The 22447-nt window shown below is 40.9% G+C and carries 27 protein-coding genes; 13 read left to right on the top strand and 14 right to left on the bottom strand.

Annotated elements, in window-relative coordinates:
• The first annotated feature begins 140 nt into the window (after positions 1-140).
• The 3 genes from ACZYRN_RS08010 to ACZYRN_RS08000 are packed head-to-tail and all read left to right on the top strand — an operon-like array spanning position 141 to position 2168.
• Positions 141-590 (top strand): OsmC family protein, encoded by a 450-nt coding sequence (locus ACZYRN_RS08010; RefSeq protein ID WP_488911002.1) that lies wholly within the window; start codon positions 141-143, stop codon positions 588-590.
• A gap of 22 nt (positions 591-612) precedes the next feature.
• Positions 613-1992, top strand: a complete 1380-nt coding sequence (locus ACZYRN_RS08005; RefSeq protein ID WP_488911001.1) for a protoporphyrinogen oxidase — start codon at positions 613-615, stop codon at positions 1990-1992.
• 29 nt (positions 1993-2021) lie between these two features.
• A complete protein-coding gene (locus ACZYRN_RS08000; RefSeq protein WP_488911000.1) occupies positions 2022-2168 on the top strand; it encodes a hypothetical protein in 147 nt (48 codons plus the stop codon).
• Positions 2169-2226: 58 nt separating this feature from the next.
• On the opposite strand, the gene ACZYRN_RS07995 is transcribed toward ACZYRN_RS08000, so the two are convergent.
• The 3 genes from ACZYRN_RS07995 to ACZYRN_RS07985 are packed head-to-tail and all read right to left on the bottom strand — an operon-like array spanning position 2227 to position 3269.
• A complete protein-coding gene (locus ACZYRN_RS07995) occupies positions 2227-2436 on the bottom strand; it encodes a hypothetical protein (RefSeq protein WP_488910999.1) in 210 nt (69 codons plus the stop codon).
• Positions 2437-2442: 6 nt separating this feature from the next.
• Entirely contained in the window at positions 2443-2838 is a 396-nt protein-coding gene (locus ACZYRN_RS07990) for a peptidase dimerization domain-containing protein (protein ID WP_488911134.1), read from the bottom strand.
• Positions 2730-3269 (bottom strand): M20/M25/M40 family metallo-hydrolase, encoded by a 540-nt coding sequence (locus ACZYRN_RS07985; RefSeq protein WP_488910998.1) that lies wholly within the window; start codon positions 3267-3269, stop codon positions 2730-2732. Before ACZYRN_RS07985 ends, ACZYRN_RS07990 begins: the two co-directional genes overlap by 109 nt.
• A 465-nt stretch (positions 3270-3734) precedes the next feature.
• Between ACZYRN_RS07985 and ACZYRN_RS07980 the strand changes: the two genes are divergently transcribed.
• Positions 3735-3929 (top strand): hypothetical protein, encoded by a 195-nt coding sequence (locus ACZYRN_RS07980; protein WP_488910997.1) that lies wholly within the window; start codon positions 3735-3737, stop codon positions 3927-3929.
• 149 nt (positions 3930-4078) lie between these two features.
• On the opposite strand, the gene ACZYRN_RS07975 is transcribed toward ACZYRN_RS07980, so the two are convergent.
• The gene (locus ACZYRN_RS07975; RefSeq protein WP_488910996.1) at positions 4079-4789 is read right to left on the bottom strand and encodes a DnaD domain protein; all 711 of its coding nucleotides are present in this window, start codon (positions 4787-4789) and stop codon (positions 4079-4081) included.
• Positions 4790-4926: 137 nt separating this feature from the next.
• Between ACZYRN_RS07975 and ACZYRN_RS07970 the strand changes: the two genes are divergently transcribed.
• The 4 genes from ACZYRN_RS07970 (at position 4927) to ACZYRN_RS07955 (ending at position 6745) form a co-directional block, all read left to right on the top strand.
• Positions 4927-5907: a GGDEF domain-containing protein gene (locus ACZYRN_RS07970; RefSeq protein ID WP_488910995.1), complete on the top strand. Its 981-nt coding sequence runs from the start codon at positions 4927-4929 to the stop codon at positions 5905-5907.
• Between the two features lie 136 nt (positions 5908-6043).
• A complete protein-coding gene (locus tag ACZYRN_RS07965; RefSeq protein ID WP_488910994.1) occupies positions 6044-6181 on the top strand; it encodes a YvrJ family protein in 138 nt (45 codons plus the stop codon).
• 117 nt (positions 6182-6298) lie between these two features.
• Positions 6299-6514 carry a DUF1659 domain-containing protein gene (locus tag ACZYRN_RS07960; protein ID WP_488910993.1) on the top strand — a complete coding sequence of 72 codons (216 nt, stop codon included), beginning with the start codon at positions 6299-6301 and terminating at the stop codon, positions 6512-6514.
• Between the two features lie 18 nt (positions 6515-6532).
• Positions 6533-6745, top strand: coding sequence for a DUF2922 domain-containing protein (locus ACZYRN_RS07955; protein WP_488910992.1), 213 nt, complete (start codon positions 6533-6535; stop codon positions 6743-6745).
• Between the two features lie 38 nt (positions 6746-6783).
• Here ACZYRN_RS07955 and ACZYRN_RS07950 read toward each other — a convergent pair whose 3' ends face one another.
• Positions 6784-7590, bottom strand: a complete 807-nt coding sequence (locus tag ACZYRN_RS07950) for a YitT family protein (protein WP_488910991.1) — start codon at positions 7588-7590, stop codon at positions 6784-6786.
• A 140-nt stretch (positions 7591-7730) separates the two neighbouring features.
• Between ACZYRN_RS07950 and ACZYRN_RS07945 the strand changes: the two genes are divergently transcribed.
• Positions 7731-8921, top strand: coding sequence for an AI-2E family transporter (locus ACZYRN_RS07945; RefSeq protein ID WP_488910990.1), 1191 nt, complete (start codon positions 7731-7733; stop codon positions 8919-8921).
• A gap of 57 nt (positions 8922-8978) precedes the next feature.
• Positions 8979-9167 (top strand): CsbD family protein, encoded by a 189-nt coding sequence (locus ACZYRN_RS07940; protein ID WP_488910989.1) that lies wholly within the window; start codon positions 8979-8981, stop codon positions 9165-9167.
• Between the two features lie 551 nt (positions 9168-9718).
• Here the strand turns inward: ACZYRN_RS07940 and ACZYRN_RS07935 are convergent.
• Both ACZYRN_RS07935 and lepB read right to left on the bottom strand, forming a co-directional pair.
• On the bottom strand, positions 9719-10198 hold the full coding sequence (locus tag ACZYRN_RS07935; protein ID WP_488910988.1) for a hypothetical protein: 480 nt from the start codon (positions 10196-10198) through the stop codon (positions 9719-9721).
• 86 nt (positions 10199-10284) lie between these two features.
• Entirely contained in the window at positions 10285-10833 is a 549-nt protein-coding gene (gene lepB / locus ACZYRN_RS07930) for a signal peptidase I (protein WP_488910987.1), read from the bottom strand.
• Between the two features lie 270 nt (positions 10834-11103).
• Between lepB and ACZYRN_RS07925 the strand changes: the two genes are divergently transcribed.
• Positions 11104-11898, top strand: a complete 795-nt coding sequence (locus ACZYRN_RS07925; RefSeq protein WP_488910986.1) for a nucleotidyltransferase domain-containing protein — start codon at positions 11104-11106, stop codon at positions 11896-11898.
• A gap of 5 nt (positions 11899-11903) precedes the next feature.
• Here ACZYRN_RS07925 and sda read toward each other — a convergent pair whose 3' ends face one another.
• Together sda and ACZYRN_RS07915 are read right to left on the bottom strand one after the other, a co-directional pair.
• The gene (gene sda / locus ACZYRN_RS07920) at positions 11904-12050 is read right to left on the bottom strand and encodes a sporulation histidine kinase inhibitor Sda (RefSeq protein WP_488910985.1); all 147 of its coding nucleotides are present in this window, start codon (positions 12048-12050) and stop codon (positions 11904-11906) included.
• A 198-nt stretch (positions 12051-12248) separates the two neighbouring features.
• Positions 12249-13397: a CapA family protein gene (locus ACZYRN_RS07915; protein WP_488910984.1), complete on the bottom strand. Its 1149-nt coding sequence runs from the start codon at positions 13395-13397 to the stop codon at positions 12249-12251.
• Positions 13398-13630: 233 nt separating this feature from the next.
• Here ACZYRN_RS07915 and ACZYRN_RS07910 point away from each other — a divergent pair, with 233 nt between their 5' ends.
• Positions 13631-14089, top strand: a complete 459-nt coding sequence (locus tag ACZYRN_RS07910; RefSeq protein WP_488910983.1) for a hypothetical protein — start codon at positions 13631-13633, stop codon at positions 14087-14089.
• A 123-nt stretch (positions 14090-14212) separates the two neighbouring features.
• Here the strand turns inward: ACZYRN_RS07910 and ystJ are convergent, their stop codons facing one another.
• The 5 genes from ystJ to ACZYRN_RS07885 all read right to left on the bottom strand — a co-directional run bounded on the left by ystJ (position 14213) and on the right by ACZYRN_RS07885 (position 21058).
• On the bottom strand, positions 14213-15451 hold the full coding sequence (ystJ, locus tag ACZYRN_RS07905; protein ID WP_488910982.1) for an NADP-dependent malic enzyme: 1239 nt from the start codon (positions 15449-15451) through the stop codon (positions 14213-14215).
• A 109-nt stretch (positions 15452-15560) separates the two neighbouring features.
• Positions 15561-16979 (bottom strand): aspartate ammonia-lyase, encoded by a 1419-nt coding sequence (locus tag ACZYRN_RS07900; protein WP_488910981.1) that lies wholly within the window; start codon positions 16977-16979, stop codon positions 15561-15563.
• 119 nt (positions 16980-17098) lie between these two features.
• On the bottom strand, positions 17099-18301 hold the full coding sequence (locus tag ACZYRN_RS07895) for a Zn-dependent alcohol dehydrogenase (RefSeq protein ID WP_488910980.1): 1203 nt from the start codon (positions 18299-18301) through the stop codon (positions 17099-17101).
• The gene (locus ACZYRN_RS07890; RefSeq protein ID WP_488910979.1) at positions 18243-19763 is read right to left on the bottom strand and encodes an aldehyde dehydrogenase family protein; all 1521 of its coding nucleotides are present in this window, start codon (positions 19761-19763) and stop codon (positions 18243-18245) included. The genes ACZYRN_RS07895 and ACZYRN_RS07890 overlap by 59 nt, the downstream gene beginning before the upstream one ends.
• A 14-nt stretch (positions 19764-19777) precedes the next feature.
• The gene (locus tag ACZYRN_RS07885) at positions 19778-21058 is read right to left on the bottom strand and encodes a lyase family protein (RefSeq protein ID WP_488910978.1); all 1281 of its coding nucleotides are present in this window, start codon (positions 21056-21058) and stop codon (positions 19778-19780) included.
• A gap of 288 nt (positions 21059-21346) precedes the next feature.
• On the opposite strand from ACZYRN_RS07885, the gene ACZYRN_RS07880 reads away from it, so the two are divergent.
• On the top strand, positions 21347-22141 hold the full coding sequence (locus ACZYRN_RS07880; RefSeq protein WP_488910977.1) for an IclR family transcriptional regulator: 795 nt from the start codon (positions 21347-21349) through the stop codon (positions 22139-22141).
• Positions 22142-22447 lie beyond the last annotated feature (306 nt).

Below are 22447 nucleotides of genomic sequence, written 5' to 3'. Positions count from 1 at the left end.
TTAAACAACAGTAATGCAATGTGATATACTTCCCATTCTGATCACTGCTCAAGTTTCTTTTCTAAAGGAAAAGATAAGGTGAACAGAATCCGGGTTCTTTTCAGCAAAATCCGTTACACTGTATGGAAGGAGTTGATGGCATGGCGGAACATGTCTTTCATTTAAAAGCCGTATGGCCTGGTACACGCAATAGTGTCGGGTTTATTGAAGCGGGAAATTTAAAAATGAACGTGTCGATCCCCCCGGAAATGAATGGTCCTGGGGTTGGCACAAATCCTGATGAGCTGCTGCTCGGAGCGGCCGCAACGTGCTACATTATTACGCTTGCTGCGATGCTAGAGCACAATAAGCTGGAAAAGGCTGCACTTACGATGAAATCAGAAGGCATTGTCGATGTGACAAACGGCATTATCACGTATAAAAAAATGATTCACCGGCCCCATATTGTATTAACAGCGAAGGCAACAGAAAAAGATATTCAGCTTGCGTATAAACTAACGGAAAAAGCGGAAAGATCGTGCATGATCAGCCGTGCAATTAAAGGAAATGTCGAAATTGATGTGCAGGCCGCTATTGAAAAAGTGCTATGATAACGACAAGGAGTGAACGTCTATGAAAACAGCTGTCATTATTGGAGGCGGCATTACTGGCCTGTCCGCCTTGTATCATTTACAAAAAAAACAACTGGACCTAAATGTTATTCTTGTTGAACAAAGCGAGGAACTCGGCGGCAAAATCCGCACCGTGAAAAATGAGGAATTCATTATGGAAGCGGGTGCCGATTCTATTGTCGCCCGAAACGAAGGCGTGATGCCGCTCATCCGGGAGCTTGACCTGCTTGATGAACTCGTCTATAACGAAACAGGGACGTCGTATCTTTATACCGGCAGCACCCTGCATAAAATCCCTGAAGACACTATTTTCGGTATTCCCACAAGTGTTGAATCCTTGTTTAGCAGCACGTTAATTTCAGAAAAAGGCAAGCAGGAAGCGATGCTCGACTTTGAAAAAACAGAGAATCCCTTTACAATCGACAGCTCCGTCGGCTCGTTTTTGGAGTACTTTTTAGGAAAAGAAATCGTCGAAAAACAAATTTCCCCGATTTTATCCGGTGTGTATTCAGGAAAACTCGAGACACTGACGATGAAGTCCACACTGCCTTACTTACTTGAGTACAAAAATAAATATGGCAGTATTATTAAAGGGTTTTCAGAAAATAAAAAAACCTTTCAAGCTGCTGGCAATAAAAAGTTTATTTCCTTTAAAAATGGCCTGTCTACACTTATTGATCGCCTTGTTGAATGTTCCGGTGATGCGCATATTTTAAAAGGCGCTCGTGTAACCAGTATTGAAAAAACGGGCGGTACGTATGAACTTTCATTTGACAACGTGGACAATATTCAAGCTGATTTTGTCGTGTTAACCACCCCGCATAACGCTGCACAGCGCATATTGAATACAATGGAACTTGACACCGATTTTAACGAACTGACGAATTCATCGCTGATAAGCGTCTATATCGGATTTGATATTTCCGATGACCGCCTTCCCGCTGACGGAACTGGATTTATTGTGACAGAAGACAGCGATTTAATGTGTGATGCCTGTACATGGACAAGTCGAAAATGGGCGCATACATCTCAGCATCAGCATTTATTAGTCCGATTATTTTACAAAAGCTCGAATCCACATTATAAAACGTTGGAACAAATGAATGATGAGGAATTAACGATGGCGGCGCTTTCTGACATTCAGAACAGTCTTGGCATAACCGAAAAACCGCATTCTGTTAACGTGACCCCTTGGACAAATGTAATGCCTAATTACCATTTGCAGCATAGTCAAGCCGTCTCGTGTTTATCACAAAAAATGGCGGATCTTTTCCCAAATGTGCTGCTCGCCGGCTGTTCGTATTATGGTGTCGGCATCGGTGCCTGTATCGCCAATGGCAAAAACATCGCGGATACAATCGCAAACTCCTGGAAAAACTAACGTGAATTGATTTGAAAGGAGTGAGTGGAATGAACGAAAAAGAAAAAAAATACGATGAAGTGTTCGAAAAGAATGTCAAGCAGATTCAAGTGGAAAAAAATCAAAAACTCGAAGAAATTGCGGGCGTCCCCGATCAGCAAAACCGGATGAAAACGGTAGAAAATCGTCGCATGTGAGAGGTAGCATCTCCTTGGAATGTACCAAGGAGATGTTTTTTTTATGCAAGTAGGTGAATTAATCGACTTTAAAATAATCGCAAACGACTTGGCCGACTGATTTTGCAGCGACGAAGAGAGCGTCTTCATCAATATCGAATTTCGGATGATGGTTAAAATACGGTATCTCGACTCCTTTTGGTTTGCAGCCTATGAAAAAGAAGGTGCCCGGAATTTTTGTTAAGTAGTATGCAAAGTCTTCTGATGCTGAAATCATCGGAAATTCCATGACTTTCTAAATATCCGGGTCATTCATGTTTTCAAGGCTGGCAACAACCATTTCGGTCACTTGCGGATCGTTGTAAAGCGGCGGATAATCAGCTGTATACGTCAACTCGCCTTTGACGCCAAATTCCACTTCGATCCCGCTTGTAATGCGATGAATTTCTTTGTCGATCAGCTGCTGTGTCTCGCCGCCCATGTAGCGCACATCCCCTTCAAGCTCCACGCTGTCTTTGATCACATTAAACGTGCCTTTTCCATCGAAAGAACCGATTGTCACGACACCCGCCTCAAATGGATTTAACCGTCGGCTGACGACCGTTTGAACAGCGGTGACAAAATGAGCGCCTGCGATAATGGCATCATTGGCCGTATGAGGAGAGGATCCGTGGCCGCCTGTACCTTGAATAACGAGTTTACAATACGATCTGCCGACCATTGCATTGCCGCTCCGGTAGCCAACACCCCCGCCGGTTCAGTCGGGAACAAGTGAATGCCGTAAATCGAATCCAGATCATCAAGCACACCGGAATCGACAATGCTTTTTGCGCCGCCTGGCGGTGTTTCTTCCGCATGCTGGTGAATGATTTTGATCGAACCTGCAATCGACGACTTTAACTGAATAAGACAATCGGCTAAAACGAACATGTATGCCATATGGGCATCGTGTGCGCACGCATGCATGACGCCTTCATTTTTCGATTTGAATGGCACATCCGCTTCTTCAAAAATCGGCAGCGCATCAAAATCAGCCCGGAGACCAATCGTTTTCCCCGGTTTGCCTCCCTTAATTGTTACGATGATACCAAAGCCATTTCCGGCATTCGTTTGAACGTCCACGTCTTTTCCTTTGTAAAATTCCTCGATGTATTGAGCCGTTTTTTATTCTTGAAACGACAGCTCGGGGTTTTCATGTAAATAGCGGCGTATTTGAATCATTTCCTCTTTTCGCGCTTCCAGCATTTTCATTAACCGTATTTTCATGGTTGCATCTCCTTATCCCCGTAGTTCGAGTTTGATTAGTAGTATCCATATACTTTTCCCTTTTTTTTTCAGAAAAACGCAGATTGATTTAATATGGAATATCCTGGTTACTGTTGACTGAATTCTTATAAACTTTGTAAATAGTACCCTATTATTACAAATTTTTTGTTAATTATTTATAGACTATAGTTAATTTTTTGTAAATTCCGAGTTTTCTATTTTAATTCATGCTATATTCACTATGCTTTACCTTTTTGCTTCTTTTACTTTGTAAAGGGAGCGGCTTGCTTCATCAAATCCGTTTAAGAGGAGGAGTTATTCATGGATTCTAATTGGAAGAAAAAATTTCTAGTTGGTGGAATGGCAGCGGCTTTATCACTTGGTGTATTAACGGGCTGTGCCGAAGGAGAAGATCAAGATACTGGTGTTGAAGATGAACAACAAGAGGATCAAGTAGAAGAAGAAACAGAAGAAGGCACGACTGAAGAAGGCACAACGGAAGAAGAAACGGAATAATAGCAATTCACTTTTTTGCTTTGAACATTCAAGTCCTCACTTCTATTAAGAAGTGAGGGCTTTTCCCTTTGTTAGATACGTTTATGAACATTTGCGGCGATTATTGGCCACTTGCAGCCGTTTCTGATCACTTACCACGGGCTTACTTGTTACTTTATGCCATGGGGCTCTTCTAGAAAAGATGTGCGGTCTTTTTCAAAATTATCGTCACGTTCCATGACTGTCTCCTCTTTATTAAACCAGTCTGGCAGCATCTCTTTCCGGATTGGTTTTTTCGACTTTGTCTTCTCTTTCTCCCAATTACGTAAAATAGCACGTATATAGGACCATGTCGTAATGCCTTTTGAGTGGGCAAGTTCTACCGCTTCTATCACACGTTCTTTCCCTAGGGATCTCTCAAATAATTCGCGTTCTGATAAAGAATGATCTCCTGTTGAAGTCTTTTGTTTGTTACTCTCTGTTATAGGTGTGGTCAATGTGGTCATGTCGCCTGTCTGATCCGGCACGTTCATGCTATCAACGTGAGCACATGGGCTCATCATCGATTCCATTCTCTCGTAATTAATCGTATACCATTTCGTCCGGTCAAATGCCATCACGCTAAAGTTGCCGGTGAGCAGCAATCCTTGTTTCTCCATTCCTTTTAATGTGCGGCGAATCGTCGTCACAGACCAGAATGGAAACTGTTTCTGCCAATCTTCGTATGTGTTATATACCCAGCTCTTCCCTTCAATGATGTGACGCTTTTTTTCCATCCAATAATAAATTTGTTGCAGGATAATTGCTTCATTTAAGCCAATTCTATTTGCAAGAGCCGGTAAAAGAATTAGCGGCCGTTCATTTCTTAACAACTTAGACATATGAATTTCTCCTTTTATTTTTTAAGTACACAGAAAGAGAGAAAATCGATACCCCTTTTTCAAAAATTTGAACGCTTAACGGCTATTTCATCACATTTCATTATAATATGGTGAAATATGTATAAAGGAGGATAAAAATGAAGCTGTTAAGACGGTTTCATTACTGGTCATTCCATACGATTCGTGGCCGGTTTTTGGTAAGCGCTATCTTTTTGCTGCTACTAGGCGGGGTGCTCGCGATCATACCGCTCGCTCTATTTGTGTATGATCAGCGAGAACAGGGAATGAACCCCGAATTTTGGCGCTCGTTGTTTATGAGTGGCGGGATTTTATGGTTCTTTACTCTTGGCGCATTTGTTTTGATCCGACTTCTTATGCAACCCATTATTTTCTCTATTGATAAACTGCTCGAAGGAACGATTCTCCTCCGTCTTGGCGATTACAATCACCGGATTTCCGATCAAGTCCTTGATCAATCGCTCGATGAATTTAAAGCGCTGCACAGTGCCTACAACGAAATGGCGCGTTCACTCGAACAAGAATTTTTACTAAGGCAACAAGCAGAAAGCGAACTTCAGCAAACGAATAAACGACTAAAGCATCTCTCATTCAGTGACAGTTTGACCGGTATCAGCAACCGCCGTTATTTCGATGAAATGCTTGAACGATCCTTTAAAGAATCCGTACAAAAAGAAAGACCGCTTTCACTTTTACTGCTGGACATCGACTTTTTCAAAAAATATAATGACCGGTACGGACATGATGCCGGTGATAAAGCATTGCGCCGGATTGCGAGAACCATTCACGATACAGTCCAAACGTTAGGTGTCTTTGCAGCACGATATGGCGGCGAAGAAATAGCAATCATTATCCCGCCAGATGTGCCCTTTAAAAGTTATGAACTCGCCGAACTCACCCGGCAATCAGTTAAAAGGCTGCGCATTCCACACGCAGATTCGCCAGATGGCATTGTTTCCGTCAGCATCGGCACCGCTACCATATGGCCGCGCTCTGACCAAAAACCAGAACTGCTTATTCAGCAAGCCGATGAGGCACTGTATTATTCAAAACGGAATGGCCGCGCCCGGACAACTATATATGAATCCATCACTCCGTGAATCATTGCTTCGCGGTTTTTTTATCGCAGATTAACGGGCAGTAATATCCCACTTTAAGATGAAAGAAGTTCCGCAAAGGCCGTTTCGATTTTGATCCTTTTCCTGTACATAAAAAGAAGAAAGGAGGAATGCCACGATGGACATGTTTTTGCCGCTTATTCAAGACGTCGGATTTCCGATCGCCGTTACATTTTACTTACTGTACCGGATCGAAACGAAGCTCGATGGCGTCATCCAATCCATTCAGACCCTTCCGGATAAAATGAAACCGTAACGCGTGTCAATAGGTGCCTGCTTCAACTCATTTACATCGAGCAAACAAACTTTTTTAAACAAAGGTATCGATTTTCACGTTCTCGCTGTACATAACAAATGAAAGGAGGGATATAACATGGCGCAAGCAACATTAAACAAATCGACGCTTCGTCTCGTGTTTGATAACGGGATTGACGAAGCAGGCAAAGCAGCATTTAAAACGAAATCATATGCAAACGTCGATCCAGCCTCAACAGCGGATCAGTTCCAAGCAGCGGCTACAGCCATTGCCACACTTTCATCTTTACCGCTTTCATCCGTCGAACGCAGTGACACGTCTATTATTAACTAAAAAAGGAGGAATTTTATTATGGCTAAAACATTACAGCTGTATTTCAACACATCAGAAGGCGGAAGCGCAAGTGTCACGATTGATGCACCGCTCGAACCAGTCAATGCTGCAACCGTTCAACAGGCAATGGATGCGATTATTGCATCCGGCGCATTTATCTCGACAACCGGCCCGTTTCTTTCAGCCAAAAAAGCAAGTTTAATCGATCGCGAAGTCACAGATATTTTGTAATCAAAACGAAGCCGATCCACTCCTCGGATCGGCTTTTCTTATTCACGATGAAATAATCCGAAGACTTCGACCGTTTGCGTTATATTTACAAATGCAGTCGGGTCCACATCATGAATGATTTGCTTCACATCATTTAGTTGATAACGCGTAATAACGGTCATGAGTACCATCCTCTTTTCCCCCGAGTATGCCCCTTTCGCCTCTATCACGGTAATGCCGCGGTACAAACTCTTAAGCAGACTTTCACATATTTCGTCTCCTTTAGAGGTGACGATATTAAGTGTTAGTTTAATATGTTTCGTATGAATCGCATCAATGACTTTTCCTGTCGCATAAATGCCAATCAGTGTGTTAAGGGCCGTATCCCAGCTAAACAAAAGTCCAGCAAACACGACAATCACCGCATTCATCATCGACAATAATAAACCGATTGGAAAATCTCTTTTTCGTGCTAATAGCATGGCGATAATATCCAGGCCGCCCGTTGACGCAGAGGCACGGAATGTGATGCCTGCCCCTATACCGGTCAGCACCCCGCCAAATAAGGAGGACAAAATCGGTTCAGTTGAAACCTGAACGACCGGTACAACGTAAAGACTGATAGACAAGGCGACAACGGACAAGATCGTGTAGGCAATAAAGCGTTTACCCAATTTCATCATCCCAAGAATGAGAAGCGGTAAATTGAGCAGTAAATTGAGCAAACCGGTGTTAAGCGGTGTAATAATACCAAGCATAATCGCTATACCGCTTAATCCGCTGCTCAAAATTTCATGTGGAATGAAAAAGAAATTGTAAGCGAATGCAACAAGTATTGCACCAGCCATAATCAGGACCACATTCATAGGGCGGCCTCCCTTTTTCTTTATTTTAAGAGAGAGTTTATCATTCACTTAAAAAATAGTGTTTTAAGAAATGCGGAAAATGCGTGTTTTTTTGGTTAGTGCGTTATAATTAACAAAAGACAGTATGAGGAGTTGGCGTCATGAAAGAAAACGAGCCGCAACGGCCACCGCTCGTCCGCTTTTTAGGCGGGCGCACCTCGATTTTCGTTTTAGGTATGTTGCTCTTAATTGGGCTCATTATTATGGTTTTTGCTCAAATATCGTTCATTTTTGACCCGCTGAGCGGTTTTATCGGAACGGTGGCCCTGCCCGTTATTTTATCCATTGTCGGTTACTATTTATTAAGTCCGCTCGTGAATACATTACAGCGGTATAAAATTAAACGCGGCTGGGGCATTTTAATTGTATTCGTTGTCCTATCCGGTTTAATTACGGTACTCTTATTAACCATCCTTCCCTTTTTACGCGATCAAACAGAAGCTTTAATCGCTTCATTCCCGGTATATGCTCGTCAGCTCGGCATGGATATTGATATGTGGGCACGCAATTCACCACTCGAAACGCAATATATGGAAATTTCTAAAAACATGCAGACGAATGCGGAAGAGTTTCTAGGCTCGCTCACGCAAAATTTTTCCGATGTTGCCGGTCAAACACTAGACAGCGTCACAGGCTTAATTGCCACGCTGACTAATTTCATCGTCTCACTCGTTACCGTTCCGTTCATTTTATTTTATTTATTGAAAGACGGTACGAAATTGTACAATGGATTCTTGCACGTATTGCCGCCAAAAATGCGCGGACGGACCGGTGCGATGCTGATTGAAATGGATGAGCAGCTTCGTTCCTACATTCAAGGACAAATGCTTGTCAGTCTTTGCATTGGGATTATGATGTACATCGGATTTGTCATCATCGGCTTAGATTACGCCCTGCTGCTGGCCGCTATCGCCAGTGTCACAAGTGTCGTCCCTTATCTCGGACCGGTCATCGCGATCACACCAGCCATCATCATTGCCATCGTTACATCGCCCTTTATGGTGCTTAAGCTTGTCATTGTCTGGACGATTGTGCAGCTGCTTGAAGGTAAATTTATTTCTCCGCAAATTATGGGGAAATCACTGCAAATTCATCCGGTTACGATCATTTTTGTCTTGCTGACAGCTGCTCATTTATATGGTGTCGTTGGGGTGCTCATTGGACTGCCGACATACGCACTCATTAAAGTATTTATTCAATACATGTTTGCCCTTTATAAACAACGATATAACCGATTTTCTGAAAATGAAAACGACCGCTATGCCATTGTTGAAAACGATGATGAGGTTTAATTGATTTTGAGCCGGGTAAACATCTGCTGTATAACAATAAAGGAGATGTTTAGTCATATGGCTCTCGACAAAAAAGGACTCGGCGACAAAATCAAAGGAGCCGTCAACAAAGCAAAGGGCGAAGTGAAAGATCAAGTTGGAATCGCAATAAACAATACCACCCTTCAAGCAGACGGTAAAAAAGACAAAATCAAAGGCGAAGTGCAAGAACGAATTGGCCAATCAAAAGAACGCCATTCATTATAAAAAGGATGCCCCATTTTAACGAGGGGCATCCTTTTTTATTAGGCCTTACCACTCTCTAGTAATCTTATAGCGGGAGATGAAGAATTGATTCAATAAGTGTAGAGTAGAAGACTACATACAAATACAAGTTTTACAAGGAGGAGGTAGACTTGGACCTTCAACGAACTACTCTGACTTACTTCACTAATGCTTGTTAAAGTGGAAAATTCCTGTAAACACCGACCTATGCCTTAACAGATTCTACCTTTAATCTGGAGCGTCTTATACTTGAATTTAGTCCTAACTATGTCGACTGGCTTAACAAGCTACGAATTCACGGAACTCTAGACTAATGTAATCCGATTGAATACAAAGGGTCGTCCCTTAAAATGTTGTCTGATTTAGTGTTGACAATCCAATTTGTATCCATTGCCCTGCAGGCATTCAGCAGCCGTTTATTCCTATTATGATGTTTGTAAGACGAAACAGAACTTCATCATGTGTCTATGTATGCCGTTACAGAATATTGCCTAATAAAAGAAGCCGTCTCCTCTTAGGAGCGGCTTGTTCCTTTACTTCGTATAAGGGCGGAATCCTTCTTCTAACAAATATCGTTCCGCTTCTTTAAATGATTCAAAACTTTCTTCTAAATTCAGTCCTGTATACACATTCCACAATAAATCCTCATGTACGAGGAGCAGCGTTTGCCCTTCCCGACTCCGCCATTCCTGTTCTTCAGGCAGAGGGGTTTGCTCGATTACTTCATCTTCCGGTTTATCCGAAAGATAGCGAATCGAATCCGCGATGGCTGCCCGCAGTTCTGCTTCACTCGCCTCGCGAATATTAACGAGTCCTTTGTCGTTTACATCATAGCCTGGCAAATCAGCGACGAAAACGAACCCATTTCCGTTCGGATGAAGGTGATGAACGACCACTGTTTTTTCGTACAAGCTATCTTCAAAATGATAGTTCACACGATTCATCGAAACACCTTTCGCCGTCAACTGCGGGAATGTCTCAATAATCGCTTTTTTTTCTTCAAATGTGAGCATAGTGTGCCTCTTTTCTATATGTTTAGGTGTAGTATATCACACGATGCGCCTCCTAATAATCAAACAATTCCCTGTGCCCCATTGCATTAATAAGTCTCAATCGTACTGAACGGATAAAACCGCATCTGTACTTCACCAATGACCGAATCCTCGCGAATGAATCCAAAAATCCGGCTGTCTCTGCTCACTGTCCGGTTATCACCGAGCACAAACAAATACCCTTCTGGCACCGTATCATGAGCTGTCAATTCCGCTAACGTAAAATCCCCAGTCAGCTTCTGCCCGATCATCAGGTTTTTCTTGTTTTCATCTACATAAGGCTCTGCTGTCGGTTTTCCATTTATATATAAAACATCATCTTTCATTTCGATCGCATCACCCGGCACGCCAACAACACGTTTTATGTAATTATCTTCGGAATCTGGCGCATGAAACACAATTTGATCAAACCGCTCGATCTCCGTCATCTTGCTTACAATCACTTTATCGTTATCCTCAAACGTCGGCGACATCGACTCCCCGTGCACAACAACGCCCTCAAAGAAAAAATACTTCGATGCAGCCGTCACGACAATCGCCAGCACGATCGCTTTTATCCATGACAACATCTCCGCTCTCATCGACTTCTGCTCCATACGCGCACATCCTTTTATTTTTTATATTTCCATATTATTATAGCATGATGGTTTACAATTCAATCCTTCTTCCTCAGTTAATAAGACTTTTTCTATGATTTTAACCGTTTTTTTCATTCTTATTTGCATCGTGAGAAAGGAAAACATAGGAGTAAACCAACGCGCACTTCCTATTAGTATGTATTACACTCGAAAAGCTGTCTGATCATGCACATGAAGGGAGAGAATAAATAGCTAGTGGGGGTTCATTATAAAATGGAGGGGTTTATTATGCACGAAACGATCCTTGATGCACTGAAAAAAGCCGAAGAAGATTACAATATAAAAATATTGTACGCATGCGAAGCCGGAAGTCGTGCGTGGGGGTTTCCGTCCACAGCCAGTGATTATGATGCCCGGTTTATTTACGTGCATCCAACCAATTACTATTTAAGCATTGACCCAATCGGTGTCGGTAAAAAACGGGATGTTATTGAGCTGCCGATCCATGACTTTCTTGATATAAGCGGATGGGAGCTAACGAAAGCATTAAAATTGTTCCGCAAATCAAATCCGACGCTGCTTGAATGGCTTCAGTCCAGCATTGTGTATTATGAGGCCTTTTCGACGATTGATCGGCTGAACATGTTAAGGGAGAGCATTTTTTCGCCGTCGCCCTGTTTGTATCACTACTTAAATATAGCGAACAAAAACAGGCGTGACGTTTTTCAAGAGGATCAAGTAAACGTGAAGAAGTACATGTATGTTTTACGTTCCGTGCTGGCCGCAAAATGGATTATGGAGTACAATGAATTTCCGCCGAACGAATTTCATACACAGCTTGATCACATCATACCGAACGGACCGTTAAAAACAGATATTGAAACAATCCTTCTACGAAAAACGGCTGGTGATCACTTGGTGCTCGAGCCGAAAGTCAGCTTGCTCAATTCTTTTTTGACAGAAGAATTGAGCAGGCTTGAAGCATATGCCAAAAGCGTCCATGTTCATATTCCGGATCCAACAAACCGGCTCGATCAGCTTTTTCGGCATACACTTCAAGAAGTTTGGGGAACTTCCACATAAAGCAGTCACACACGTTGTGCGCAGTAAAATTTATATTTAATCCCTCGTCGTTCGAGTTCAGCTTCTAAAATTTTGATAAACGCTTCTTCAAGTTGGATTTCTACTGCTTTATGGTATGCGGATATAATGAATTGATCTGATTTTCCTTTCATTTCCTCTGTCCCTTCCTCAGTTGGTAAAATTAATATACCTCTCTTTAAAAGGAATAAAACGTGTTGAACATTATTTTTATTTTTTAAATAGCGTTTCTCTTTCTTTTAGAATGGGTAAGGGTGTGAATAGCTGCATAATTAAGTAAACGGTGATAAAAGGCCCTTTTCTTTCACCTATATGCAACAACAAAACCGCCCTTAGTTGGACGGTTTTGTTTCATATTTCATCCAGTCAACGTCGGTTCCATTGATCTGGTTTGACACGTCAATAATTTTATCCATTACCCGTTCTTTTTCTGTGCCTTCTAAACGAGTCGGCTGGTAGTCATTCCGCTCGCTTAATGATGAAATAGAAAACGGGACAACGTTTACTTCTTTTTCATCCGTCAGCTTTCCATCTTCTAAATGAAACGTCTGCTGGAACACATAAGTGTCTTTATCAGCTGGATTTCGGTTGCCGCCGAACATAAAGTTTCCTAAGCTGTAGACAATAAATTTGTCGTTGTATTCTTCAATTCCCTGTACAACATGCGGGTGATGACCGACAACGAGATCCGCTCCCGTGTCTACTGTAAAGCGGGCCAATGTTTTTTGTGATTCTTCCGGCACATAGCTTCGTTCAACGCCCCAGTGAAAATGAACAACAATGATTTCTACTCCATCCTGACGCAATTTCTGAATATCACCTTCAACTTGTTCACGGATTTCGGTGGTATCCTGCCAGCCTTCATAGCCGAGCACGCCGACTTTTTCACCTTTAATCTCCGTTTCAAATTGATGTTCATAGCCAAAATACCCTACTTTTTCTTTTTCGAGGTTCTTCCTTGTATCATCATAGCCTTGCTGCAAATAATCATAAATGTGGTTATTCGCCAAGTTGACCGCTTCAATCCCGCCCATTGTCAAAATTTGCGCATACGCCGGATCTCCTTTAAAGCGGAACTTTTTCACTGCTTTTTCCGTTGCTTCTGTTAAGGTTGTTTCTAAATTAACAGTCGACAGATCATCTTTTTCAAACACACCACCGAGTCCGCCGACAAAGTGGGACAATCCATTTTTTTCTGCTTCATGTGGAAATGATCCTTCATATGTGAACGACTCATCCGTACCGAGTGTAAAATCGCCGGCTGCACTAATCGTAATCGTTGTTTTCTCCGGTTCTTTCGGTTCCGCTACTTGTTTCGGCTCCTGCTCATTTTCTACATTGCTTACTTTTTGCTCGGTTGTTGTCACCACATTCACCATCAGTGCCCCGATAATCAATAAAAAAAACGCGGCTACCGTGAGCCGTATTGACCGTTTCAGCCGACGCTTTTTCCGTATTCTCCCACTTCTTTGCCCTGTCATGTAAACATATGCCCCCTGATTCTTTTTTACTATTATACTATAAAAAAACCAAAAAAGGCAGATAATACTAGACAAATTACCTGTCATAACTCAATTGGCAGGATGATGACGCTTTACTGTCGAATATAGATTTCAACTAATTTATACTTTCGTGTTTAAATTTTACGGCGAAATAGGAACTTGTTATATTATAACCAATGATATCCATCTAAAAGGAGTGGTCCATTTTAAAAATGAGATATTTAACTTGGGGTTTACTTGTTTTCTCATTTGTTGGATTTCTTGTAGTCGAAAGGTTATTTACTATCCAGCCCGATACAATCTCTGGAAATGGAAATCTTGGTATTTTAGCGATAATGGGTTTATCACCATTTTTTATTGTCGCCTATTTCCTTACAATGAAGATGACAAGGACGATACTTGCGGATCAAAACAGTAAGAAACTAAACAGGATCATCTTAAATCTTTGTTTTGTAAGCTGGTTCTTATTACTATTTGCAATAATGAATTATACGAATGAACTTGTAGCTGCACTAGGCGGTTCAATAGCCAATGAAAACTCACAAATTTATCGCTTCGGCTGGTTTAATCAATATACAGACAGTCTATTTTTCAATGTTTATACATTCTTCCTCATTTACCTATCGAGTGTGATCGTTGGCGTTTTTTCGTTAGTCGGAAAATCCGATTAAATGTTATAAAAAACCTCCCATTGATTTCTAATGGAAGGTTACACCAAAACTTCTCTGTAAAACATCTTTTTTCTCAACACTTTGCTTAACTTGACGGCTATGTGGAATCTCCCTCTGTGCTTTTTATACGTATTCTTTTTCTTTAGAGAGCATAAGCAATCGATATTGTATTTCTGCCGGATTGACAATCTTTTGGGCAACGCCCGTTTCCATTGCTGCTTTTGCAACAGCGGCAGCTACATATGCGGCTACTCTTCGATCGAATGGATCTGGAATCACATAATCTGTATGGAGGTCTCCAGTGACTAATTCAGCAATCGCATAAACAGCAGCAAGCTTCATTTCTTCGTTAATTTCTTTTGCCTGAACGTCTAAAGCTCCGCGGAAAATGCCTGGAAATGCAAGAACATTATTGACTTGGTTCGGGAAATCAGAACGGCCCGTCCCTACAACGAATGCACCGGCTGCTTTCGCCTTATCTGGAAAAATTTCCGGTGTAGGGTTAGCCATCGCGAAAACAATCGGATGATGATTCATAGATCGAACCATCTCTTCCGTGACGGCTCCTGCAGCGGATACGCCGATAAACACATCTGCTCCTAAAAGAGCTTCCGCCAATGTTCCTTGTTTTAATTCCTTATTCGTAAGACGAGCTAATCTTTCCTTAAATAGGTTCATCCCATCAGGACGACCCTCATATATAATTCCTTTTGTGTCGCATAATAGGACTTCCTTTACCCCCATACGAAGAAGAAGATGAATAATCGCAACCCCTGCAGCGCCTGCCCCATTTATCACAACACGAATTTCTTCTATTTTTTTGTCTGCTAGTTTCAACGCATTGATTAGCCCAGCAACCGTGACAATCGCTGTTCCATGTTGATCATCATGAAAAACAGGAATTTGACAAACTTCTTTTAAACGCTCTTCTATTTCGAAGCATTGGGGGGCCGCAATGTCTTCTAAATTCACGCCACCAAAAGTGGGTTCCAACAATCGAACTGTTTCAACCACTTTATCAGGATCTTCTGTATTTAGACAAAGAGGGAATGCATCGATATCTGCAAATGATTTGAATAATACTGCTTTTCCTTCCATAACAGGCATAGCTGCTTTCGGACCAATATTCCCAAGACCAAGTACAGCTGTTCCATTTGATACAACCGCCACAAGATTCCCTTTCATTGTATAATCATAAACTTTCCCCTCATCTTGCTGAATGTCCAGGCAAGGTTCGGCTACACCTGGAGAGTAAGCAAGACTTAAATCTTTTGCGTCGTGTATAGGAACCTTTGAATAAACACCAAGCTTTCCTTTCTTTTCTTTGTGCATGTTGAGCGCTTCTTCTCGCAAATTTGACATATTCTCTTTCTCCTAACGTTGCGAATTTTCTTTCCCCTTTTAAACAAAACGTTACAAATTAGCAGAGATTTATTTTACTTTCCTATTAACCTTCAAATTTTTTTGCAGCCTATAAATGAGTTCTTGAATGTAAGAAATGATGCATTTTTACAGAATCAGTTAAGTTTACAGGATTTAGTAACTCAGCCGCTTCCACTTCATTTAAAAGTCCTTTTTCGACTGCTACTTCTTTTATTGATACATTTTTTTCGTATGCTTCTAAAGCTACCTCGTTAGCTACTCGATACCCGAATAGGGATGAAATAACGACGGACAAAGATAACGAGTTCTCAGCATTGTTCAAGCAAACCGTTTTATTCGCTTCAATACCGTCTAGGCACTTTTCAGTAAGCAGCGTAATACTATTCGTTAAAATAGAAAAAGATTCAAATATGTTTTTCAAAATAATCGGTTCCCAGATGTTCAAATCCAGTTCACCTCGATCGACAGCGAATGTAATCGTCTGATCATTCCCATATACCTCAAAACAAACTTGCATCACCATTTCGGGTATACATGGATTAATTTTCCCTGGCATAATGGAAGAACCTAGCTGGACCGCCGGCAAAGTGATCTCGGCAAAACCTGCCCTTGGACCTGATGAAAGCAATCTTAAATCGCTGGACATTTTCGATAATCCACTCGATAATCCTTTTAAGGATGAAGAGATTTTCAAATAAATATCTGCATTTTGCAGCCCATCGAAAAAATTATCCTCTTTGATGACAGCTAAATTTGATACCTCTGGCAAATATTCATACATCTTTTCTATGTAACCAGGAGCAGCTCCGATCCCTGTGCCAACTGCCGTTGCACCCATTACAATAGACAAGCAATCTTTTTGCAGGTTCTTCATGTCTTCTATTTGTCTTTTGACAAAGGAATGATACCCGCTAAATTGTTGACCAAGAGTAATAGGTACAGCATCCTGGAGACATGTTCTTGATATTTTCACAACATCGGAAAATTCCTCTGTTTTCTTTGCCAACGAGCATTCAATCTTATTCAAACTAATTAATAAATCATCTATATAGAAAAAGCAGGCCATTTTCATTGCACTTGGAAGCACATCGTTCGTTGATTGGGACATATTTACATGCTCATTTGGATGTATAGAGTCATATCCTTTATGACCTGTTAATCGTTCATTTGCCCGGTTGGCGATCACTTCGTTGACGTTCATATTCGTTGACGTTCCACCGCCACCTTGATAAATATCGACAGGAAATTGATTTTTCATTTTTCCAATGATGATTTCATCTGCCGCTTGGCAAATTGCCTCTTTCTTCTCTTCGTCTAGAGCGCCGACACTGTGATTAGACATGGCTGCTGCTTTTTTAATATAGGCGATGCTTTTTATTAAATGAGGGTATAATTCGATCGTCCGACCAGAAATCGGGAAATTCTGACAAGATCGAGCTGTTTGTATTCCATAATAAACATCGTGATCAATTTCCAATTCTCCAATTAAATCTTTTTCTACACGCATTTTCTAACACTCCTTTTATGTTCTGTTAGAAGAATAAGAAGGGTGTTTAAATTGCCATCATTGATCAATTTAAACACCCTTCACTTTAATGGAATTTAGTAAGTAATTTAGTTTGGCAATTAATTATTAAATTCAATAACTGCTCTTCCTACATTGACACAACTGCAGTCATGGAAAGAATCAAATGCTTGATTAATATTGTCTAATTCAATCCGATCTAACACAAGCTCATCCAACTTGAATTTTCCATCTAAATACATTTGCGCAATCATAGGGAAATCACGGAATGGCTGCGTATCCCCGTAAAAACTTCCTTTTAATACTTTTCCAACTCTGTGGAATCCCCCGGCTGGAATATTTAACGTTTTCTCAGGATTAAATGCGCCAACAACAACGACCGTACCACCTTTTCTTGTACCTTTCCAAGCACTTTCAGTCGCTGCAGTATGACCTGAACAATCAATAGCATAGTGAACACCTAAACCATTTGTCAGTTCTTTTAACGCTGCTTCTACATCAACTTCCGCTGAATTAATCGTATGCGTTGCGCCAAACTGTTTAGCAATGTCCAAATTAGCCGGTTTTACATCACAAGCAATAATTTTAGAAGCACCGGCAATATCTGCTCCTTGAATCGCATTTACGCCCACTCCGCCAATTCCAAAGATGGCGACTGTAGACCCCGGTGTCACACCGGCTGCGTTCACAGCGGCTCCATAACCTGTTGCCACTCCGCATCCGATTAAGGAAGCTTGTGCTAAAGGCATTTCATCCGGCAGCTTTATACATGACATTTCCGGAACAACCGCATATTCTGCAAAAGTAGATAATAAAGAGTTGTGGTATACTTGTTTTCCGTCTTGACTCAGTCTTGAAGTGCCATCAAGGAGTGTTCCTTCAAACATTGGACCAAATGCAGACTCACATAAATGCACAGCTCCTGTTACACAAAATTCACATGTCCCGCAATATGGAACCCAACTTAGAGCTACTTTATCGCCAGCTTTGACACTTGTTACACTTGGACCAACTGCTTCAACAATTCCCGAACCTTCATGTCCAAGAATAGTCGGCGTTGGCGTCGTTGGATCATTTAAAGCATTTAAATCACTATGGCAAACACCCGTTGCTTTTATTTTCACAAGAACTTCATTCGATTTTGGTTCACTAAGTTCGACTTGTTGAATGGATAATGGTTTGCCTACTTCAGTCATAATAGCTGCTTTTATTTTCATCGTAAGATTCCCTCTTTCAAGTAAATTTTCAATACGCGAACCAAATCGCTCTTGTTTTTGTAAAGGCTTGTAATGAATGAATGGCATACTCTTTGCCCCATCCACTTTGTTTCACTCCACCAAATGGACTAGCAAAGTCATAGCATCCATATCTATTAACGAAAACCATACCCGCATCAAGCTGATTAGCTACGCGATGAGCACGGGAAGTATCGCCTGTCCAGAGCCCTGCACCAAGGCCGTAAATCGTATCATTTGCCATTTTGACAACCTCTTCTTCTGTATCGAATGGGATAATGCAGAGGACAGGTCCAAAAATCTCTTCCTGTGCAATTTTCATTTTATTATTAACATCTGCAAAAATAGTTGGTTGAACAAAACAGCCTTTTGCGTTTGTTCCAATCGTATCCCGTTCTCCTCCGGCTACAATTCGTGCCCCTTGCTCTTTGCCGCTCTTAATGTAATTTAAAATGGATTCCATATGCTGTTTGGACACTTGTGCACCTTGATCGCTTGCTGGATCGAACGGATCACCGCATTTGTAATTTTCAGCGTACTCAGCCATTTTCTCTACAACCTCATCATAAATTTCACGTTGCGCAAATAAGCGGGTCGGCGCAGAACACTTTTCACCTTTATGTGTAAATAACCCGTAAAACGAGCGTTCGATCGCTGCATCTAAATCCGAAACATCACTAAATATAATGTTAGGTGACTTACCGCCAAGTTCTAACGTTACTGGTTTTAAATTGCTATCAGCCGAGTCATGGATTAATTGTTTTCCGATATGTGTACTACCTGTAAATGATAGTTTATCAATATCCATATGACGACTAATGTAAGAACCAACCTCACCGTCACCGAGGACTAAGTTAATAACACCCTTCGGCAATACGCCTGCCTCGTCAATAATTTCAAACAATCGAATAGCAGAGTAAGAGGTTTTATCAGCTGGTTTTAAAATAACGGTGTTCCCCATCGATAAGGCAGGTGATAGTTTTAAGACAGCCATTTGAATTGGAAAATTAAACGGCACAATTTGTCCGCATACACCGATCGGATCTCTCGTTGTGACACTTAAGAAATTACCTTCTACCGGATTGTTTTCACCATAATATTTATCTGTCCATCCTGCGTAATACTCAAATAAGTCCGCTGCTTCTTGTACATCATCGTTGTACGCTTCTGTATATAATTTTCCGTTATCAAGTGCTTCCAATGTTGCAAGCTCCGCATGATGCTCATGAATAAGTGCGCTGATTTTGCGTAATGCTTTTCCTCTATCCTTTCGGCTCATGTCTTTCCATGAACCTTGTTCTAGCGCAGCTCTTGCTGATTGAATTGCTTTATCTACGTCCTGCATTTCAGCACGTTGAAAATGACCTAAAACTTCTCCATTCGCTGGATTGATCGATTCGATCACTTTTTCGCCTGAGCTGTCTGCCCATTCTCCATTGATGTAAAGCTTTTTCGTTGTTTTAAGCCATTCATAAGCCCACTCTAGTTTTGGCTGTTCAATTCCTTCAAACTGTTTGTTTTCTTGTGTCATGGTCCATACCTCCATTATTTTAGTAAGTTTTTTATAAATTCACGATCATGTTCTTTCATTAAATTGGAAACGGCCGAATAACCCAATTGTTCCTTCAATTCCACGATAACTGGAATAAATGTATTTGAAAGTTCTGTACATCTTTCTTTATTAGATGCTATGTCCTTTAGGCATCGCTCTGTAAAGGAATGAGCTGAGTTTGTCAACATACGTAACCCATTCAGTATATTGGCGCCTGCCATTCCTTCAAAAACATTTAAGTCAAGTTCACCATGTTCCAATGCAGCTTGAACAACCCGGTCACACCCGAGGACTTGAAAACAGCTTTGAATCATCGTTTCGGGGATGACCGGATTCACTTTTCCTGGAAAAAAGGAAGAACCGGCTTGAACCGATGGCAAGGTGATTTCTGAAAATCCCGCTTCGGGTCCCGATGAAAGTAATCTTAAATCTTTCGCAACTTTGATTAATGTTGTTGCTAATAAACTCAACTGCTTTGACATATGAGCTAAGTCGTCGATGTTTTGCGCAGCATCAAATAAATTATCCCGTATTGTCACATTCATATTCGATACTTCACGCAATTTCCCGATGACCACTTCTTTATATTTTTCCGGTGCCCCTACGCCATTTCCAATAACAGTCGCTCCAAGATTAACAGTAAGTAATGACTCGATGGCTTCTTTTAAAGCACTGTGACGTCTTTTCAGCACAGATGCGTAACCACTGAAAACCTCTCCTAGCTGAACGCGCATCGCATCCTGTAAACAAGTCCGGGAGATTGTTGTAACGTCCATAAACTGTTGTGATTTTTGCTCCATCATGTCGTGCATCTTTGTTAACTCATGATCCAATTGTTCAAAACAACGCACAATCGCCAGACGAATAGATGTATGACATACATCCGATGTGGACTGGGAAGCGTTTACATGGTCTACAGGATGAACAGGTGCATATATACCGAAAGATTCTCCGAAAGATTCATTGGCCAAATTGGCTAACACTTCATTTACATTCATATTCGTACCAATCCCACCGCCTCCATGCAAAATATCTACAATGAAGTGGTCTTGATAATTTCCTTGAATTAATTGATCACAAGCATTTAATATTGCGCTACCAATAGAAGCAGTTAAAATACCAGTCTCCTGATTAGCTAACGCAGCCGCTTTTTTCACCATAGCTAATGACACAATATATTCCGGATAATTTTTTAATAGTTGACCCGAGAAAGAAAGATTTTGCACCGTTCTCATCGTTTGAATGCCATATAAAGCATTTTTGGGAATATCCACTTTGCCGAAGTAATCTCTCTCTGTCCGTTTTTCAAACTCATCATTCTGACTGATTGAAATCCCTCCTACAAAACTTTTTCATTCGTTAAAAGCAATGTCATCCACATAGCCTCTATTCTACAAAGCTGACACCCTTCATTTTGTGTTCATATAACGAACTTTAAGTTCACATTAAGAACTTACAGCTATTATATGACCGAATAATTTATGAGTCAATGAATTAATTAATTTTTTTGATCAGAGTGAATTGATTGACATTCTTTTATTCTCTTACGCTATAATGAAAAGATGGAAAATAATAATCAAATCACAACAAAACAAGCCGTTAATAAAGAAAGTTCTTCTGTACAAGCCGTTGAACGCGCTTTAGTGCTTTTGAAGTTTATTGGAGAAAGTTCATCACCCATTTCAGTCGGTGATCTGGCCAAACAGGCTGAGCTGAACCGTACCACGGCCTGGCGTTTGATTGGAACCCTTGAAAGTCAAGGTTTTGTAGAAAAGGATCCTGTTTCAAAAGGGTATCAGCTTGGGTATGCCCTTCATCAATTAACTTCTCAACATGATCCATACGGTTCCCTCATACGAAGAGCTCGCAGGACGCTAGAAGAATTAAAAGAAGAAGTAGGTGAAACTGTTTTACTCAGTGTTCCTAAGCATGATGGAACTCTGACTATTGATCAAATAGACACCGACCATAGCGTTAGACTAGTTGACTATACTCATACCATTTCACCTTTACACTGCACATCTAACGGGAAGATTTTATTAAGTTTACTGCCAAAAAAGGAGTTGAACATTTTATTAGAGCAGCCCCTTAAACCATTTTCCAAATATACAATTACGGACCCAGAAGAACTGCGTAAAGAACTAGATAAAATTCGTGTTCAAAAGGTTGGATTATCGATTGGTGAACTAGATGAAAATGAAAACGCGATTTCAGCTCCTATCTTTGACAAGAAAAACAGTTTAGTCGCATTTATTACGCTAGGTGGACCGAGTTTCCGTCTATCAAAGGAAGCACTTTTACTATTAAATGATCGAATGCTGGAAGCCGCACAAAAAATCGAAGAACAGTTGGATTGAGCTAATAAAAAATAAACAATTGCATTTGAAATAAAAGAACGAGGCCGACATTTTACGAATTGTAAATGCCGGCCTCGTTCTTTTTTGTTTGCATCTCCTGCTATTTCTCAAAATAAATCTGGTCATTTTTTATTCCCGAAAAAGTTTGACAACAACTTAAGTACAAGATTATAATGCAATTATATTCATATAACGCACTTAATGTTCGTATTGCGAACTTTTTATCCACAAATGAAAACGCTTCCCTCTATAAGTGATTTCATACATGTTTTTTCATTCTACAAGTAACCGTCGAGGTTTGAAAAA

It is taken from the genome of Domibacillus sp. F004 (assembly GCF_057814295.1).
The sequence above is the reverse complement of the archived record's forward strand: the minus strand, read 5'-3'. Positions and strand labels throughout refer to the sequence as shown.

Excerpts from the sequence above, each read along its gene's own strand:
- ACZYRN_RS08010 (WP_488911002.1), top strand. The coding sequence starts at position 141 with ATGGCGGAACATGTCTTTCATTTAAAAGCCGTATGGCCTGGTACACGC.
- ACZYRN_RS08005 (WP_488911001.1), top strand. The coding sequence starts at position 613 with ATGAAAACAGCTGTCATTATTGGAGGCGGCATTACTGGCCTGTCCGCC.
- ACZYRN_RS08000 (WP_488911000.1), top strand. The coding sequence starts at position 2,022 with ATGAACGAAAAAGAAAAAAAATACGATGAAGTGTTCGAAAAGAATGTC.
- ACZYRN_RS07995 (WP_488910999.1), bottom strand. The coding sequence starts at position 2,436 with ATGGAATTTCCGATGATTTCAGCATCAGAAGACTTTGCATACTACTTA.
- ACZYRN_RS07980 (WP_488910997.1), top strand. The coding sequence starts at position 3,735 with ATGGATTCTAATTGGAAGAAAAAATTTCTAGTTGGTGGAATGGCAGCG.
- ACZYRN_RS07975 (WP_488910996.1), bottom strand. The coding sequence starts at position 4,789 with ATGTCTAAGTTGTTAAGAAATGAACGGCCGCTAATTCTTTTACCGGCT.
- ACZYRN_RS07970 (WP_488910995.1), top strand. The coding sequence starts at position 4,927 with ATGAAGCTGTTAAGACGGTTTCATTACTGGTCATTCCATACGATTCGT.
- ACZYRN_RS07965 (WP_488910994.1), top strand. The coding sequence starts at position 6,044 with ATGGACATGTTTTTGCCGCTTATTCAAGACGTCGGATTTCCGATCGCC.
- ACZYRN_RS07960 (WP_488910993.1), top strand. The coding sequence starts at position 6,299 with ATGGCGCAAGCAACATTAAACAAATCGACGCTTCGTCTCGTGTTTGAT.
- ACZYRN_RS07955 (WP_488910992.1), top strand. The coding sequence starts at position 6,533 with ATGGCTAAAACATTACAGCTGTATTTCAACACATCAGAAGGCGGAAGC.
- ACZYRN_RS07950 (WP_488910991.1), bottom strand. The coding sequence starts at position 7,590 with ATGAATGTGGTCCTGATTATGGCTGGTGCAATACTTGTTGCATTCGCT.
- ACZYRN_RS07945 (WP_488910990.1), top strand. The coding sequence starts at position 7,731 with ATGAAAGAAAACGAGCCGCAACGGCCACCGCTCGTCCGCTTTTTAGGC.
- ACZYRN_RS07940 (WP_488910989.1), top strand. The coding sequence starts at position 8,979 with ATGGCTCTCGACAAAAAAGGACTCGGCGACAAAATCAAAGGAGCCGTC.
- ACZYRN_RS07935 (WP_488910988.1), bottom strand. The coding sequence starts at position 10,198 with ATGCTCACATTTGAAGAAAAAAAAGCGATTATTGAGACATTCCCGCAG.
- lepB (WP_488910987.1), bottom strand. The coding sequence starts at position 10,833 with ATGGAGCAGAAGTCGATGAGAGCGGAGATGTTGTCATGGATAAAAGCG.
- ACZYRN_RS07925 (WP_488910986.1), top strand. The coding sequence starts at position 11,104 with ATGCACGAAACGATCCTTGATGCACTGAAAAAAGCCGAAGAAGATTAC.
- sda (WP_488910985.1), bottom strand. The coding sequence starts at position 12,050 with ATGAAAGGAAAATCAGATCAATTCATTATATCCGCATACCATAAAGCA.
- ACZYRN_RS07915 (WP_488910984.1), bottom strand. The coding sequence starts at position 13,397 with ATGACAGGGCAAAGAAGTGGGAGAATACGGAAAAAGCGTCGGCTGAAA.
- ACZYRN_RS07910 (WP_488910983.1), top strand. The coding sequence starts at position 13,631 with ATGAGATATTTAACTTGGGGTTTACTTGTTTTCTCATTTGTTGGATTT.
- ystJ (WP_488910982.1), bottom strand. The coding sequence starts at position 15,451 with ATGTCAAATTTGCGAGAAGAAGCGCTCAACATGCACAAAGAAAAGAAA.
- ACZYRN_RS07900 (WP_488910981.1), bottom strand. The coding sequence starts at position 16,979 with ATGCGTGTAGAAAAAGATTTAATTGGAGAATTGGAAATTGATCACGAT.
- ACZYRN_RS07895 (WP_488910980.1), bottom strand. The coding sequence starts at position 18,301 with ATGCCATTCATTCATTACAAGCCTTTACAAAAACAAGAGCGATTTGGT.
- ACZYRN_RS07890 (WP_488910979.1), bottom strand. The coding sequence starts at position 19,763 with ATGACACAAGAAAACAAACAGTTTGAAGGAATTGAACAGCCAAAACTA.
- ACZYRN_RS07880 (WP_488910977.1), top strand. The coding sequence starts at position 21,347 with ATGGAAAATAATAATCAAATCACAACAAAACAAGCCGTTAATAAAGAA.